12 protein-coding genes are annotated in these 16,448 nt (G+C 35.9%); 6 read left to right on the forward strand and 6 right to left on the reverse strand.

Annotation, left to right across the window (positions count from 1 at the left end):
* Window positions 1-110: 110 nt before the first annotated feature.
* From C7377_RS06065 to C7377_RS06075, 3 genes are read left to right on the forward strand one after another with little or no spacing between them, the layout of a single operon-like run.
* Window positions 111-2,603: a DUF5686 family protein gene (locus C7377_RS06065; protein ID WP_116496447.1), complete on the forward strand. Its 2,493-nt coding sequence runs from the start codon at window positions 111-113 to the stop codon at window positions 2,601-2,603.
* Between the two features lie 29 nt (window positions 2,604-2,632).
* Complete coding sequence (gene lptB, locus C7377_RS06070) at window positions 2,633-3,373, forward strand: LPS export ABC transporter ATP-binding protein (RefSeq protein WP_116496448.1); 741 nt, start codon at window positions 2,633-2,635, stop codon at window positions 3,371-3,373.
* A gap of 12 nt (window positions 3,374-3,385) precedes the next feature.
* Window positions 3,386-4,354 (forward strand): hypothetical protein, encoded by a 969-nt coding sequence (locus tag C7377_RS06075; protein ID WP_133241466.1) that lies wholly within the window; start codon window positions 3,386-3,388, stop codon window positions 4,352-4,354.
* Here the strand turns inward: C7377_RS06075 and C7377_RS06080 are convergent.
* The 4 genes from C7377_RS06080 to C7377_RS06095 all read right to left on the reverse strand — a co-directional run bounded on the left by C7377_RS06080 (window position 4,338) and on the right by C7377_RS06095 (window position 9,054).
* On the reverse strand, window positions 4,338-6,725 hold the full coding sequence (locus C7377_RS06080; protein ID WP_116496450.1) for an efflux RND transporter permease subunit: 2,388 nt from the start codon (window positions 6,723-6,725) through the stop codon (window positions 4,338-4,340). The genes C7377_RS06075 and C7377_RS06080 overlap by 17 nt on opposite strands.
* 65 nt (window positions 6,726-6,790) lie before the next feature.
* Complete coding sequence (locus C7377_RS06085; RefSeq protein ID WP_116496451.1) at window positions 6,791-7,552, reverse strand: DUF4296 domain-containing protein; 762 nt, start codon at window positions 7,550-7,552, stop codon at window positions 6,791-6,793.
* Window positions 7,553-7,558: 6 nt separating this feature from the next.
* Window positions 7,559-8,317, reverse strand: coding sequence for an ABC transporter ATP-binding protein (locus C7377_RS06090; RefSeq protein WP_116496452.1), 759 nt, complete (start codon window positions 8,315-8,317; stop codon window positions 7,559-7,561).
* Window positions 8,317-9,054 carry an MlaE family ABC transporter permease gene (locus C7377_RS06095; protein WP_116496453.1) on the reverse strand — a complete coding sequence of 246 codons (738 nt, stop codon included), beginning with the start codon at window positions 9,052-9,054 and terminating at the stop codon, window positions 8,317-8,319. The genes C7377_RS06090 and C7377_RS06095 overlap by 1 nt, the downstream gene beginning before the upstream one ends.
* 127 nt (window positions 9,055-9,181) lie before the next feature.
* Here C7377_RS06095 and C7377_RS06100 point away from each other — a divergent pair, with 127 nt between their 5' ends.
* Window positions 9,182-9,952 carry an exodeoxyribonuclease III gene (locus C7377_RS06100; protein WP_116496645.1) on the forward strand — a complete coding sequence of 257 codons (771 nt, stop codon included), beginning with the start codon at window positions 9,182-9,184 and terminating at the stop codon, window positions 9,950-9,952.
* Window positions 9,953-10,023: 71 nt separating this feature from the next.
* A complete protein-coding gene (locus tag C7377_RS06105; RefSeq protein ID WP_116496454.1) occupies window positions 10,024-10,539 on the forward strand; it encodes a tetratricopeptide repeat protein in 516 nt (171 codons plus the stop codon).
* Between the two features lie 70 nt (window positions 10,540-10,609).
* On the opposite strand, the gene C7377_RS06110 is transcribed toward C7377_RS06105, so the two are convergent.
* Both C7377_RS06110 and C7377_RS09790 read right to left on the reverse strand, forming a co-directional pair.
* Window positions 10,610-11,677, reverse strand: a complete 1,068-nt coding sequence (locus C7377_RS06110; protein WP_116496455.1) for a chorismate-binding protein — start codon at window positions 11,675-11,677, stop codon at window positions 10,610-10,612.
* Between the two features lie 3 nt (window positions 11,678-11,680).
* Window positions 11,681-12,580, reverse strand: coding sequence for a dihydrofolate reductase (locus C7377_RS09790; RefSeq protein WP_116496456.1), 900 nt, complete (start codon window positions 12,578-12,580; stop codon window positions 11,681-11,683).
* A 219-nt stretch (window positions 12,581-12,799) separates the two neighbouring features.
* Here C7377_RS09790 and nifJ point away from each other — a divergent pair, with 219 nt between their 5' ends.
* Window positions 12,800-16,357 (forward strand): pyruvate:ferredoxin (flavodoxin) oxidoreductase, encoded by a 3,558-nt coding sequence (gene nifJ, locus C7377_RS06120; protein WP_116496457.1) that lies wholly within the window; start codon window positions 12,800-12,802, stop codon window positions 16,355-16,357.
* Window positions 16,358-16,448 lie beyond the last annotated feature (91 nt).

Here is a 16,448-nt window from a genome sequence, read left to right on the forward strand (position 1 = left end):
AAGTATTTAGGAACTATTCAGTGATTAATGTGACTGAGAGTTTCTTACTTTTATGTCCTATAAAAGGACTTCTATTTGAATTATACTAATCGTTGCCAACCATTATTAAAATGAATCATATAAAACACTTACTTATTTATATAATCCTCGCTGTAGCAACTGTCCCTGCGTTAGCACAGCCCACCAAGATAAGAGGAACTGTAATTGATGCAACAACTAAAGAACCTATTCCTTTTGCTTCAGTAGTATTTGTAGGTACAACTATAGGCGCTTCTACAGATTTTGATGGAAATTATTTCTTAGAGACAAGAGAAGATGTAGATTCTGTAGAAATAAGCTACATAGGTTACTTGGAACAAATCATTCCAGTTAATAAACATGGTTTTAAAACCATAAATGTTGCGTTGCAGGAAAATACAGCGATGCTCGATGAAGTCGTAATTGTAGCTGATAAACATCGAGAAAATCCGACTCATCGAATAATTAGAGGCATTATAGCTAATAAAAAACGTAACAATCCAGAGCGCTCGAACTCTTTTCAATATGATAGTTATACTAAAATGGAGATGAGCCTGACAAACATCAACGAAAAATTTAAAAAGAAAAAGTTGTTGAAGGATTTCAATTTTGTATTTGATTACGTAGATACTTCTGCACTTACAGGTAAGGCATATTTACCTTTTATGATTTCAGAAACGAAATCAGAAGTGTACCATTCAAATAACCCAAAACTTACAAAGGAGATTATCAAAGCAAACAAGATATCAGGATTTGATGGAGATAATGCTAGTGTAAGTCAATTTACAGGACAATTATATCAAGATTTTAATATTTATGATAATTATATCCTTCTTTTTGAACAGGGTTTTATAAGTCCATTTAATTCCAGTGGCTTGTTGTTCTACAAATATTATTTGACCGATAGCATTCAGCGAGACAATAAACTTCAATACAACATTTCTTTCCAGCCTAAGAATCCAAAAGATGCTACATTTACTGGAGAGTTCTGGGTTACGGCTGATGACTTTGCAGTGACCAGCGTGAAGATGAGAATCAACAATAAAGTGAATGTAAACTGGGTAAATGATGTGATGATTTCCGAAGAGTTTAATTTGATGGAAGATTCTATATGGTTCTGGAAAAACCGAAAATTGACCGTTGATTTTATGCTGTTAAAAAAGGACACTACACAACATAAAGGATTCTTAGGAACAAGTACGATTCATTTTGATAATGTGGTTTTTAATAAACCGATGCCAGAGCAATTTGCAAAAGCTAAGAATAATATACTTATTGATGCAGAAGTTTATGAAAAGGGAGATGATTATTGGGATGAAGCTAGACCATACGAACTTTCAAAATCAGAGAAAGGTATTTATGAAATGGTAGATTCCATAAAAAGTGTACCTATTTATCAGACTTATGTGGATATTATCTCTACAGTACTTACGGGTTATTATGATTTCGGAGATTTTGAAATAGGACCATATTATAAATTACTGAGTTTTAACGATATTGAGGGTACTCGTTTTCAATTTGGTGGACGGACTACAAGTGACTTCAGTTCAAAAATTCGGCTTTCTGGGCACCTTGCCTATGGAACTGACGACAACGAATGGAAATATGGTATTGGGACACTCTATAAATTTAGTGAAAAGAATGATTTGTGGGAGTCCGCAAGTGTCAACTACACGCATGATATGGAGCAGTTGGGGAAAGGAAGTAGTCCATTTTTAACTGCAGGAAATATCCTTGCTTCTTTGCTTTCTCGTGGTGATACTGACAAACTAACCTTACAAAATGAATTGAATTTAAACTATGAAAAAGAATGGGTAGAGAATTTCTCTACCAAACTGACATTTCGTTATAAGGAGTTAATACCTTCTGATTATGTGCCCTTTACACCAGCAAACGATGTGGATAATTTAATTGGTGAGTCTATAAAGACAAACGAGATTGAATTGAGTACACGCTGGTCGCCTAGGGCAAAGGTCATCCGAAGGACTTTCAGTCGAATGCAAATAACGAGCAGTTTACCAATTCTAAACTTAAAAATGGCAGTTGGATTAGGTGATTACAAATACCAAAAAGTTGATTTTTTAATGGAGCATACATTGCCAGTATATCCAATTGGTCATACTTATTACACTCTAAGAGGAGGAAAAATATTTGGTGATGCACCCTTTCCGTTATTACATTTACATGAAGGGAATGAAACTTATGTGTATGATACCTATGCCTACAATCTTATGGATTATTATGAATTTGCTAGCGATACTTATGCAAGTATTGGTGCAGAACATCATTTCATGGGATTCTTATTTAATAAAATCCCTCTGTTAAAGAAAATGAATTTACGTACAGTGGTCACAGGAAAGGCACTATGGGGAACATTAAGTGACAATAATAATAGAATGAATGCACCGCTACTTTTCCCTGAAGGGTTGAGCGATTTATCCAAGCCCTATTTTGAAGCAGGTGTAGGTATTGAAAACATTTTTAAAATAGCTAGAATAGATGCAGTTTGGCGTCTATCCCATAGAGACACACGTTCTGATATTGATAAGTTTGGCATTCGTGCTACTTTACAGTTGACTTTTTAATATCTTTATCCTCAGAAATAGATCCAATCATGAAGTTAAGAGCAGAAAATATTAAGAAAATATACGGTAAGCGTACCGTTGTAAAGGACGTATCTTTAGAGGTTAAACAAGGAGAAGTAGTTGGATTGCTGGGACCTAATGGTGCTGGGAAAACGACATCGTTTTATATGATAGTGGGGTTAATAAAGCCCAACGGAGGCAAAATATTTCTAGATGATCAGGAGATTACAAACCTTCCCGTATATAAACGTGCTCAAATGGGAGTTGGTTATTTAGCACAAGAAGCGTCAGTTTTTAGAAAGATGAGTGTGGAAGATAACATCATGTCAGTCTTAGAAATGAGCAAGCTTCCTAAAGATTATCAAAAGGAGCGTTTGGAGCAAATGCTAGATGAGTTTGGCTTACAACATATCCGGAAAAGCTTGGGAATTCAGCTCTCAGGAGGGGAGCGTCGCAGAACAGAAATCGCACGAGCACTTTCTATAAAACCGAAATTTATACTTTTAGATGAGCCATTTGCCGGGGTGGATCCAGTTGCTGTAGAGGATATACAAGAGATTGTAATGAAGCTTAAGGAACGCAATATTGGAATTTTAATAACTGACCATAACGTGCAGGAGACCTTGTCTATCACAGAACGATCATACTTGCTCTTTGAGGGTAGTATTTTAAAATATGGAACTGCAGAAGATCTTGCCGCCGATGAAATGGTGCGTAAGGTTTACTTAGGTAAGAATTTCGAATTGAGAAGAAAAAAAGTTACGCCGTAAAAAACTCAAACAATGCGAAGATTCTTAGCTTTTCTTCTGCTACTTTCTTTCCTGTATCTCTTAGGGTCTTTATTTATGCCCACTCAATTGATTGTAAAGAAAGAGGTAACGGTAGAAAACAATAAGAAAATAGTCTATAATGTCATTCAAGACTTAAAAACCATACAAGGTTGGTCTAATCAGGATTCAGAAAAACGTATTTCTTTGGGGGTTGATAAGTTATATTTTGAACTTTGGGATAAAGAATATCATTTTTATATAAAAAAAAATACTCCAAACGATTCTTTAGTCTTAGTTGCACAGAATGTAGATAATAAGAAAAAAATCTTTATTTCATACGCCCTAGAAGACGTTGGGGAAACACTTACAAATATTCATTTAAAGGTAGAGTTTTCTGAGGAACTGTTGCCATCAGCCCGATATACTTATGGACTTGATAAAGATAAAATAGAAGATGCTATAGAAAGTCTATTAAATCATATAAAAAATGTAAGTGAACAAATAGATTACGAACGATATACTCTTTCTCCAAGTAGAATTGGTTTGCGCGATGATTTGGTGTTTGCAGTACCTCATCGAACTGAAATGTCAAGTATTATGGAAGCTAAAAAACAAGAGATAGATAGTTTATTGTTGGCAAGACTTTCTCGTTATAGATTGTTGGACACAACAAAAGTAAAGTTTATACAATATTCTGACTGGACTGATAGTTTAATACAGTTTAATGTATGTATTCCGATATTAAGAACGCCATCTCCTAAACAATTGCTGTGGTTGCGTGGCGGTAGAGTTGATTCAGTTACAGGTCAATATTATTCAGCGACCTATACTGGGACACCACAAGATTTGTCTTTAGCATGGGATAGTTTATACTCCAGACTGCATGCAAGCAACAATGTTGCTGAAGGGCTACCTTTAGAAGAATTGCTCCGAAAAACAGATTCTACTGAGACACGTAAATTATTTATCCGCCTGCGTTAAGATTTTTATCATCTTCATCATCTGGATATATTCGTACTCTTGCCCGTTTAAAATCTTTGTTGCTTATGCTCTTTTCAAGTGAAAGTAACATTGACGGAAGTAAGATGAGATTGGCAAACATAGCAGTCAGCAAGGTCAATGAAACTAATATTCCCAAGGCTTTCGTGCCCCCAAAATCTGAAAATGAGAAAATCAAAAAACCAAAAAAGAGGATGATAGAGGTATAAAGCATACTTTGTCCTGTTTCACGAAGTGCCATTTTTACCGATTTCTTAATTTTCCATTTCGTAATGCCTAAATCTTGACGATATTTTGCAAGGAAATGAATGGTGTCATCTACAGAAATACCAAAGGCGATACTAAAAATCAAAATAGTTGAGGCTTTTATTGGAATACCGAAATATCCCATAAGACCGGCAGTAACTAACAGCGGGATGAAGTTTGGAATTAAGGCAATCACGGCCATTCGCTTAGATTTAAACATGAATGCCATAAATAATGCAATAAGGCAAATGGCTAAAGCTAAACTTAATAGCAGATTGCGAACTAAATAGTTGGTGCCTTTATAGAAAACTACACTAGAGCCGGTAGTACTCACCTCATATCGTTCAGAAGATAGAGTTTCAGACGCAATACTATCAACCTTTACTTGCAATTCTTCCATGGCTGATGTGCCGATATCTTTCATATAAAAAGTCAGTCGGGTTTTTTGTCCTGTGCTATCTACGTACGACTTTAACATTTCATAGGTTTCTCCTTCACCGCTATTTTTTGCATACGTCAGTAAATAGCGGAATACGGTTTTATTTGTGGGGATACGATACTGATTTTCTGCACCATTATAAAAAGACTGATTCAAAATCTTTGCTATTTCAGCCACGGAAATGGGGGAGGAAAATTGTTCTAATTCTACGAGTTTTTGACTAAAGTTATCAATATCCCTTAAAGTCCTTAAATTCATGACTCCTCTTGGCTTTTTAGTATCTACAATTACCTCATAGGGTAGGATACCGCCATATTGATTTTCAAAAAATGTCAAATCAGTCATTATTTGTCCATCTTCAGGTAAATCATCTATAACGTAACCTGTATTTTTCATCTGGGATATCCCGATAATACTTAATATCAACACGATACTGGTAAAAACGTACACTAGCTTTCGATGGTGTTCAACGATATGAACCAAATTTTTAATAATACCATTTACATACTTATACTCCAAGTGCTTAGTATGTCGCTCTTTAGGAGGTGGTTGCATACTGAAGATTGAAGGTAGTAGTATGATAGAAAAAATGAATAAAAGCAGAATATTTATTGAAGCAACGATACCAAACTCTACTAGAATTGCGCTTGATGTAATAATAAATGTAGCAAATCCTGAGGCGGTTGTTAGGTTCGTGAGGAAAATAGCATTACCTACTCTCATGATAACACGTTGCAGTGCCATTATTTTATTCTTATGTGTTGCATATTCCGCATGGTATTTATTAATCATAAATATACAGTTTGGAATACCAATGACAATCAGCAATGGTGGAAGCATTGCTGTTAGTAGAGTGATTTCATAACCTAAAAGACTCATTGTTCCTATTGCCCAAGTTGCACCTACTCCCACAACTAATAATGAAATGAGGGTGTTGCGAAACGAACGGAAGAAAAGAAAGAGAATAATTGCTGTCACCAGCGCAGATAAAATTACAAAAAGGAACATTTCCTTCTTTATCATCTGTGCTGTTTCTACGCGAATGTATGGCAAGCCTGTAATATAGGTCTTGCTATCACATTTAGCATCTGTAAAATCATGAAGTTCCTTTTTGAGTTCATTCATAAAAGGAATACGCTCTTTACTATCCATTATTTGCTTATCGGCAGTGATAAGCATCATATATGAATGACTCGTTTCGTCGTACAATTTGTTTTTGTAGAATGGAATGCTGAACAATCTACTGCGTAAGGAATCTATCTGCTCTTGATTTTTTAAGGTGTCTGGGAAAATAACCTCTGGGTTAAACTTCTTATGCTCCGTGTCTTTCTGTAAAGAGGCAGTGTTGTGAACAACAGAGGCTACTGCTGTAACTCCTTTAATATTCTTAATTCTTTCTCCTAAGACTTTCCATTCTTTTAGATGTTCAAATTTCCAAAAATCTTTATCTTGCAAGGTGTAGAAGATAACATTTCCTTCAGTACTGAATTCTTGTGAAAAATTCTCGTAGGCAACTAGTGTACTGTCAGTTGATGGTAATACACTTTGCTGTTGATAAGACATCTGCACTTTGGACGCTTGGTATCCCATAAATAGGGTAAGCACTCCAATGATAATCATTAGCAAAATACGATTTCTAAGAATAATACGTGCAATACGTTGCCACATAACTTTTAGGATATAAGTTTGAAAACGTTACAAAAGTAAAATGATTTTACTAATAATAAAAGATTTTATCGTTTATCTGTTGGGAGCAATTCTTTCGGAGCATCTATAGTATTGATACTGGTTGTGCTGATGCTAATATTTTGAATTTCATAGTGTTTAAATTGCTCGATACTATCTTTTTCTGCTGGGAAGAAATCACCTTTTAATTGAGTAATAGTAGAATCTGAAACCATTTTTGAGATTTTAAATTGATGGAATTCAGAGTCAGCAGTAATTTTATTTGTCGGGAACACATACGTAGTATCAGGGGCTACAAAAGAAAAATATGGACTAATTTCCCTTTGTTGTGAATCATCATAAATTTTGATTTCAGCTGAAATAATGTATGTTTTTAAATATTCTACTGGTATTGACACAGGTAGGGTATTCATAGTATATTTTTCTACCTTATACGACTTTTTGCCTTGCCAAAGTTGTATTGTATCAATATGTGTTCTCTCTGCGACTTTTAGTAAAGAATCTCTTTCTGCTAATTTTTCTACAATTTTAGGATATGCTTTTCGAAGCTCACGAGGATCTTTTGCATAATAATTTATAGAATGCTCAAATTCTTCTTTGGTGATTTGATGTTTTTCGTAAATGTATTCGTAATAGGGCAGAGCCTCTTCGTCACCTTCACGGATATGTTTATCTACAAGAATGGCATCAACTAGATGAACATCTTCCAGAATAGCAATCATCTTATCAGGTGAGGCTACTCCATCAGGAACTCCAAGGTTGCAGGATAGGGCGAGTAATAAAACAACAATTCCTTTTAAAATCTTCATGTACTTTTAATCTTCTTTTATCTCTTTTAATTTTTGATATAAATCAGAAGCAAATACAAACTCATTCAGACTTTCGTTTTCTGAATTAAATATGTGTGATTTATCTCCTTTCCAGCCAACTTCCCCTTTGTCTAAGTAAAGAATATTTTCACCAATTTGCAATACTGAGTTCATATCATGAGTATTAATAATAGTGGTAATATTGTATTCTTTGGTGATTTCATGAATGAGTTTATCAATCACAATAGCTGTTTTAGGGTCTAACCCTGAGTTTGGTTCGTCACAAAACAAATATTCAGGTTTCATCACTATGGCACGGGCTATGGCTACTCTTTTTTGCATACCTCCACTTATCTCAGAGGGATAAAGGTCCTCACTGCCAGTTAAGTTTACTCGGTCTATGCACTCTGCCACTCGTTTTTGTTTCGCCTTAGTTGATTCCTTGGAATACATTAACATAGGAAATCCAATATTTTCCTCGACAGTCATATTGTCAAACAAAGCACTTCCTTGGAATACCATCCCCATTTCTGTTCGTAGCTCAATCCTTTGGTCTTGAGTCATTTCTTGCCATGATCGATTATCATACAATATATCCCCTTTATCAATGGTATGCAGACCGACAATGCTTTTTAGCAATACCGTTTTACCTGATCCACTTTGTCCTATGATGAGATTTGTTTTTCCGGTTTCAAACTCAAACGAAATTCCTTTTAGAACATGGTGGTCGTCAAATGATTTATGTATATTATCTATTGTTATCATTATAAAAGAATTTGTGTAAGTACAAGATTCGAAATTAGTATCAAAATACTACTGTTTACAACAGCTTTAGTACTTGCTCGTCCTACTTCTAAAGACCCTCCCCTCACTGTATAGCCATAATATGATGCTAATGAAGTGATGATAAAAGCAAAAACTACCATCTTTATCTCAGAATATACAATGAAATAAGGCTTAAAATCCATACGTATTCCATAGATGAAATCTTGTAAACTGCTTACACCTATTGTAACAGATGAAAGTAAACCTCCAGTGATACCAACAAACACACTAAGTATATATAGGATGGGGTTGATAGTCAGACTAGCCATGATTTTAGGTAGTGCCAGATAATTGGCTGAGTTGATACCCATAACATCAAGCGCATCTATTTGTTCGGTTGAGCGCATTGTGCCAATTTCTGAAGCAATACTTGAACCGACCTTCCCGGCGAGTATTAAACTAACGATAGTTGATGAAAACTCTAGCAACATAGATTCCCTAGTCCCGTATCCAATAAGATAGGTAGGCATAAGGGGATTCGTCATATTGTAGGCTGCCTGTAAGGCCAAAACAGCACCCATAAAAAAGGATATGATGACAACAATCCCGATAGAATCAACACCAACTTTATACAGCTCTAAAGCCCATTGTTTAAAAAAAACGCTATGTTTTTGAGGCTTAGAAAAAACCTTGAGCATAAAGTAAAAATATTCACCGATTTCCTCTAAAAATTTCATACAATCCTTGGTTAAAATTTGTAATTTATTCTTTTTCCATTAGGTTTGTGGCAAAAGTACACATATTTGTTTACTTCTGAGGTATAAATTTATGAAGTGTACTTTCCTTCAAATATTGAATAAAGATATGAAAAAAAGAATACTCTCGTATAATGTCAACGGAATTCGTGCAGCGATGAGGAAAGGCTTGGTAGAATGGCTGAGCAAGGAAATGCCTGAGATTATTTGCTTTCAAGAAACCAAAGCCCAGCCGGAACAGATAGATGAAGAAGCTTTTACAGAATTAGGCTACCAATGTTATTGGCATTCTGCTAAAAAGAAAGGATACAGCGGGGTGGGAATCTTATCATTAGCGCAGCCGTTACATGTTGAGGTAGGTACAGGAATACCGTATATGGATGATGAGGGGCGAAACATTCGTTTGGATTTTAGTGATTTTTCTGTAATGAGTCTTTATTTGCCATCAGGTACCAATGATGCACGCTTAGGCTTCAAGTTTCAGTATATGGATGGTTTTTATGAGTATGTCAAAGAAATACGAAAAAGAATACCTAATCTTATTATTTGTGGTGATTACAACATTTGTCATCAGGCTATAGATATTCATGATCCTGTTCGCAACCGTAAGGTGTCAGGGTTTTTACCTGAAGAGTGTGCTTGGTTAGATTCGTTAATCAATGATGATTTTATTGATACGTTTAGATATTTTAATAAAGAGCCTGATCAATATAGTTGGTGGAGCTACCGGGCGGGTGCACGTGCTCGTAATAAAGGTTGGCGTATAGACTATTGTATGGCAACTGCGGAAATGAAACCCAGACTTGTGGATGCTGAAATTTTACAAGATGCCGTGCATTCAGACCACTGTCCCGTAGGAGTAACCATATCGGCAGACTAGGTTCACTTCCTTTTCATTTTTAAAGTAGAGTTGCGTATCTTTGCAAGCATCTTTGAAAAAACAGACAAATTATGCTTAATAAAATTATAAGAATAACAATAGCCACAGCACTTTTTGCTTGGTCAGTATATGAATTTTATCTAGGTCATATTGGGAATGGTATTTTTATACTGTTTTTAATGGGAATCGTTATTTTCACGATTTATAGACATGAGATGATGCTTTTGGCTTTTTGGTTTGTACGTAAAGGAAATTTCAAGAAAGCAGAGAAATACTTAGGATATATCAAAAAGCCTGAAACCTCGTTAGTAAAAGGTCAGGTTGCTTACTATTATTTTTTACATGGCCTTATCAATGCACAGACAAACTTGAAAGAGTCCGAAAAATACTTTAAAAAGGCGTTGAAAAAGGGCTTACGTTTAGATCATGATAAAGCTTTAGCTAAATTGCAATTGGCAGGTATGGCAATGCAACGTAGGAGAAAACGCGAAGCAACTATGTTGCTGAATGAGGTTAAAAAATTGGATAAAACCAAAATGCTCAAGGAGCAAGTCGATATGATGAGACAAAATTTAGGAAAAATATAGATGAGTTCTCAAATGAATTTAAAGCCTTGATTCTTCAGGGCTTTTTTAATAATCATTTTTTTTGATAAATTTAAAGTATAAATTTTCGTAAGGTTTCCGCTTTACGTTCTGTTTCTTGCCATTCCCTTTCAAGGTCAGAGTCTTTAGTGAGACCGCCACCTACATACAACCTGACTGAATGATTGGCCAACTCCATACAACGTAAATTAACAAATGTTGCTGTAGTTTCTGCCAAATTTATGGGCCCTAAAAATCCGCAATAATAATTTCGCTGATGTTTTTCTACATCTCGGATGATTTTAAAAGCTTTATCTTGTGGGAGACCACAAATAGCTGGTGTTGGATGGATTTTTTCAATAATATCAAAGAGATTTAATTTGTTTTTTGATAATGTAAAATGGGTAGCTAAATGTTCTACGGTTCCCGTACTTATTGTTTCTGTTTGGGAAATTACAGGATCGAAATCCAGAAGTTGCTTTTTGATATAGTCAGCAACCATTTGTTGTTCCTCGATTTCTTTCGGTGTCCACGATTCGCCGGACTTTTTTGTTCCTGCCAAAGCAAGCGTGTGAAATTGGTCATTTTTCTTAGAAACCAATAATTCTGGAGTAGCGCCCATCCATTCTATACCTAAATGGGGCAGATGCAACCAATACACCATAGCTTGTGGATATTGTGTGATTAAATTGTGATAAATATAAATTTGCTCGTCTTTAGGGAGATCCTTGACAGTTAGAGTCCGAGAAAGAATGATTTTTTGGAGGATGTCATCCTTTAAAAATCGGAGCATTTCCTGAAATTGTTGAGTATAGGCATTCTTGGTCTCCTCGTTTTGATCTAGTTGGTGTTTCTTGGATGGAATTTTCATTTCTTTTAGAAATAAATCACCTCGAAAGCCTTTATCCCCTTTAATGATTTCTTCAGGTTTTATAAAATAACTCTTATTCTTATCAGGATCAAATGGGGTAAAAATAAAACCAGAATCATGCTGTAATGTATCGAAATCTGTTACCTCAATAACGGATTCTTCATTTAGAATTAAAGTGATTGCTTCTAGTTCATCAGGCAACCTATACGCTACAAACGGTTTACTATTAGCAACCGCATGTTCTAAGTAAGCAAATTGTGGGCTTAGCATCACTTATTTTGGAAATATTATATTGGTAATTCTACCATCACAAACTAACTCTCCTTTTTCACTGGTGATTTTTACATTCACAACTTGTGTTTTAGTTCCTTTGTGCAAGAAAGTTGCAGTTGCGTAAACATATCCCTGTTTTGCGGGTTTTACATGGTTCGCATTTACAGCCATTCCAAAGACATTATGCTGTGCAGTATCAGTATTGATTACAGTTAATGCACTGCCAACTGTCTCTAACAATGCTAAAGAAGCTCCTCCATGTAAATAGCCAAACGGTTGTAAAGTCCTTTCATCAACCGGCATACGGGCTGTTACAGACTGTGTGTTTACATCGGTATATTCAATCCCAAGGTGAGAAACCATTGTATTTTTACACAATGTTTGCAATTGCTCTTTTGTTATTATTTGCCCAGATGCTTTTCGTTCTAATTTATAAAAAGTAGCTTTATAGGGATTCTTTTCATTTTGGGGTAATTCTTCTTGTTCTAAAATATTCCAATCACTCATGTGAATTTTTGGGAAGAATGTGTCAGCATTAAAAGTTTCATGAACGATGGTAAGATACATACGATGGACTAAAGGCAGCGTGAGGTCGTAAATCTTTCCGCCACCAATGATAAATACTTCATCTTCGTTTTTTGTAACCTCTAACGCTTCAGAAATAGAATGCACTACAGTAACGCCTTCAGCCTTGTAATCTTTGTTGTTTGTTATAACAATAGAGCGTCTGTTGGGGAGAGGTTTACCAATTGATTCGAAGGTTTTTCTGCCCATGATAATACTATGACCAGTTGTTATCTGCTTAAATCGTTTCAGGTCTCCTGGTAAATGCCACAATAAATCATTGTCTTTGCCAATGGCATTGTTTTCAGCAATGGCTACTATAATTGCAAGTTTCATATTCTCCTTATTCTGTAAAATACAAAAATATCATTTTTTTAATATTCGAATAGAATTGGTGTCATAACTTTGTGGCAAATAGTTTTTTTACAGTCTCAGCAAGATGTTATTTTTAACTATTATAAATTATCATGTTGTAAAACATTCACAGCTTATTATTTGTAAATTAGCGGTTCAAAATAGAGATATTTTTTTGACATTATAAAAGGAAATAGTATTATGGCTAAGCAAAAGAAATTTATGACATGTGATGGAAACACTGCGGCTGCGCATATTTCATACATGTTTAGTGAGGTTGCCTGTATTTATCCTATCACACCTTCTTCTCCAATGGCGGAAAGTGTTGATGAGTGGGCTGCAACTGGGAAAAAGAACCTCTTTGGAGAAACACTTCGACTGGTTGAGATGCAATCGGAGGCAGGTGCTGCAGGTGCAGTTCATGGATCATTGCAAGCAGGTGCTTTAACAACTACTTATACGGCGTCACAAGGTTTATTGTTGATGATTCCTAATATGTATAAGATTGCTGGAGAGATGTTGCCAACGGTTTTTAACGTGAGTGCACGTGCATTAGCAGCACATGCTTTGTCCATCTTTGGAGACCATAGTGACGTTTATGCTGCTAGGCAAACAGGTTTTGCAATGCTAATGGCAGGTTCAGTTCAAGAGGTAATGGATTTGTCGGCAGTTTCACACTTAGCAACATTGGAATCGAAAATTCCATTCATGAATATCTTTGATGGTTTTAGAACATCACACGAGATTCAAAAGATTGAAGCTTTAACTGAAGATGATATTCGTCCATTAATCAATCAACAAGCACTTCTTGATTTTAGAAAGAGAGCACTAAATCCATCAAACCCGGTTACTAAAGGAACTGCTCAAAATCCTGATGTGTATTTCCAAGGAAGAGAAGCAAGTAACCCCCTCTATGAGTCTATACCTGACATTGTAGAAGCTTATATGAATAAAATTTCAGAAATTACAGGAAGAGAATACCATCCATTCACTTACTATGGTGATCCTGAAGCTGAAAACATCATTGTAGCAATGGGCTCTGTAACGGAAACCATTCGTGAGGTTATTGATTATAAAGCACAGAGTGGTGAGAAAGTGGGGCTGGTTAGTGTACACCTTTATCGTCCATTCTCAATAGATTATTTGATGAAAGTAATGCCTAAGACCGTAAAACGCATTGCTGTGTTAGATAGAACAAAAGAACCCGGAGCGAATGGAGAACCATTGTATCTTGATGTTAGAGATGCATTCTATGGTAAGGAAAATGCTCCTATTGTAGTAGGTGGTCGTTATGGTTTAGGATCCAAAGATACTACTCCGGCTCATATCATTTCTGTATATGATAACTTAGAACTTCCAGAGCCTAGAAATGGCTTTACTATAAGTATAGATGATGACGTTACTTTTAGATCTTTACCTTTATTGCCAGAGATAAAAGTTACATCTAATAAAATTTATGAAGCAAAGTTTTATGGTCTTGGATCTGATGGTACTGTAGGAGCCAATAAAAACTCTATTAAAATTATTGGTGGAGCTACTGATAAATACTGTCAAGCATATTTCGCGTATGACTCGAAAAAATCGGGAGGTTTTACAACGTCTCATTTGAGATTTGGTGATGAACCTATACGTTCTACATATTTAGTAAATTCAGCAGACTTTATTGCCTGCCATGTGCCAGCATACATTCACTTGTATGATGTTTTGAAGGGATTAAAGGTTGGTGGTTCTTTCTTGTTCAACTCTATTTGGAATGAAGAAGAAACAAAAGCCAATCTGCCAGACAGAATGAAGAAATATTTAGCAACAAATGATATTCAAATGTATATCATTAATGCTACTCAAATAGCCAAAGATTTAGGTTTAGGTTCAAGAACTAACACCATTATGCAGTCTGCCTTCTTCAAGATTACAGATGTAATACCTTATGACTTAGCTGTAAGTGAAATGAAAAATTTCATTGTAAAATCTTATGGACGAAAAGGTGAGAATATCGTAAACATGAACTATGCTGCTGTTGATGCAGGTGGGGATGAAGCGAACTTGATTAAAGTAAGTATTCCAGAAGAATGGAAGAACCTTGAAGTTTCAAGTGAAAAGGTTGTATATAAAGAAGAACGACCTGAATTTATTGAGCAAGTTGTTGATGTAATGAATGCTCAAAAAGGAGATGAATTACCAGTATCGACATTTAAAGGACGAGAAGATGGAACATTTCCTGCAGGAACAACACAATATGAGAAACGCGGGGTTGCAACAGTGGTGCCTGAATGGTTCGAAGAAACTTGTATTCAGTGTAACCAATGTGCCTATGTATGTCCTCACGCAGCTATACGTCCTTTCTTGATTGATGAAGAAGAATTAGCAAATGCACCTGAAGGAACAAAAACCAAAGAGGCTAAAGGTAAGGAAGTAAAAGGATTGAAATATCGTATCCAAGTAAGTCCGCTCGACTGTACTGGTTGCTATAACTGTGTTGACGTGTGTCCTGCGCCTAAACAAAAAGCTTTAGCAATGAGACCTCTTGAGACTCAAGAGCCAGAGATAGAGCGTTGGGATTACATGCACGCAGAGGTAGGATATAAAGAATTGATGGATAAAAATAAGAGTGTGAAAAACTCACAGTTTGCTCAACCATTATTCGAATTTTCTGGAGCCTGTGCAGGTTGTGGTGAAACACCATACATTAAATTAATCACTCAATTATATGGAGAGCGAATGATGGTGGCTAATGCTACTGGTTGTTCTTCAATCTATGGAGGCTCTGCACCGGCTACACCTTATACCAAAAATAATATATCAGGCGCGGGTCCGGCTTGGGCAAACTCCTTGTTCGAAGATAATGCCGAGTATGGATTTGGTATGGCAGAAGGTGGAAGAAAAATCCGTAAACGCCTTCTCAACTTGATGGAAGAGAGTCTAGATGCTGTAAAACCTGAAACTGCGGAAGCTTTCAGAGCATGGATAGATGGATATGAAGATGGAGAAAAAACCATTGAGCTATCTGATGATGTGAAAAAAGCCATTGATAATGAACCTCATGAAGTGGCTCAAAAAATTAGTGAATTAGCACACTATCTACCTAAAAGGTCAGTATGGATCTTTGGAGGTGACGGTTGGGCTTATGACATAGGCTATGGTGGTGTAGATCATGTTTTAGCTTCAGGCGAAGATGTAAATTTGCTTGTTTTAGATACTGAGATTTATTCTAATACAGGAGGTCAAGCGTCTAAATCTACACCGGTTGGTGCTGTAGCTAAGTTTGCAGCATCAGGAAAGCGTGTGCGTAAGAAAGATTTAGGAATAATGGCGATGAGCTATGGTTATGTTTATGTAGCACAAGTAGCTCTAGGAGCAAACCAAGCACAATACTTCAAAGCAGTAAAAGAGGCTGAAGCTTATCCTGGACCATCTTTAATTATAGCTTACTCGCCTTGTATTTCTCATGGATTGAAAAATTCTATGGGTAAGGCTAATCAGCAACAGAAAGATGCAGTGGCTGCAGGATATTGGCACCTGTATCGTTACAATCCTATGTTAGAAGATGAAGGTAAAAACCCATTCCAAATGGATTCTAAAGAGCCAGATTGGTCTAAATTCCAAGACTTCTTACTTTCAGAAACACGTTATACTGCATTGCAGAAGTCTTTCCCCGCAGAAGCTGATGAATTATTTAAAGCTGCAGAGGAGAATGCAAAATGGAGATATCAAAGCTATAAACGCCAGTCTCAATTAAATTATTCTGAAGAAGAAAAATAGCGGAGAAATCTGAGATATTTAAAGTACAGCCTTAAATTGAGGAAGGCTGTACTTTTTTATTCTAAAAAATTGTTTTACTTTATGAGGTTTA

The organism is Balneicella halophila (assembly GCF_003096835.1).
In the GTDB taxonomy this organism is placed as follows: Bacteria; Bacteroidota; Bacteroidia; order Bacteroidales; family Balneicellaceae; genus Balneicella; species Balneicella halophila.

Excerpts from the sequence above, each read along its gene's own strand:
- lptB (WP_116496448.1), top strand. The coding sequence starts at position 2,633 with ATGAAGTTAAGAGCAGAAAATATTAAGAAAATATACGGTAAGCGTACC.
- C7377_RS06065 (WP_116496447.1), top strand. The coding sequence starts at position 111 with ATGAATCATATAAAACACTTACTTATTTATATAATCCTCGCTGTAGCA.
- C7377_RS06075 (WP_133241466.1), top strand. The coding sequence starts at position 3,386 with ATGCGAAGATTCTTAGCTTTTCTTCTGCTACTTTCTTTCCTGTATCTC.
- C7377_RS09790 (WP_116496456.1), bottom strand. The coding sequence starts at position 12,580 with ATGAAACTTGCAATTATAGTAGCCATTGCTGAAAACAATGCCATTGGC.
- C7377_RS06090 (WP_116496452.1), bottom strand. The coding sequence starts at position 8,317 with ATGATAACAATAGATAATATACATAAATCATTTGACGACCACCATGTT.
- C7377_RS06080 (WP_116496450.1), bottom strand. The coding sequence starts at position 6,725 with ATGTGGCAACGTATTGCACGTATTATTCTTAGAAATCGTATTTTGCTA.
- C7377_RS06095 (WP_116496453.1), bottom strand. The coding sequence starts at position 9,054 with ATGAAATTTTTAGAGGAAATCGGTGAATATTTTTACTTTATGCTCAAG.
- nifJ (WP_116496457.1), top strand. The coding sequence starts at position 12,800 with ATGGCTAAGCAAAAGAAATTTATGACATGTGATGGAAACACTGCGGCT.
- C7377_RS06085 (WP_116496451.1), bottom strand. The coding sequence starts at position 7,552 with ATGAAGATTTTAAAAGGAATTGTTGTTTTATTACTCGCCCTATCCTGC.
- C7377_RS06105 (WP_116496454.1), top strand. The coding sequence starts at position 10,024 with ATGCTTAATAAAATTATAAGAATAACAATAGCCACAGCACTTTTTGCT.
- C7377_RS06100 (WP_116496645.1), top strand. The coding sequence starts at position 9,182 with ATGAAAAAAAGAATACTCTCGTATAATGTCAACGGAATTCGTGCAGCG.
- C7377_RS06110 (WP_116496455.1), bottom strand. The coding sequence starts at position 11,677 with ATGCTAAGCCCACAATTTGCTTACTTAGAACATGCGGTTGCTAATAGT.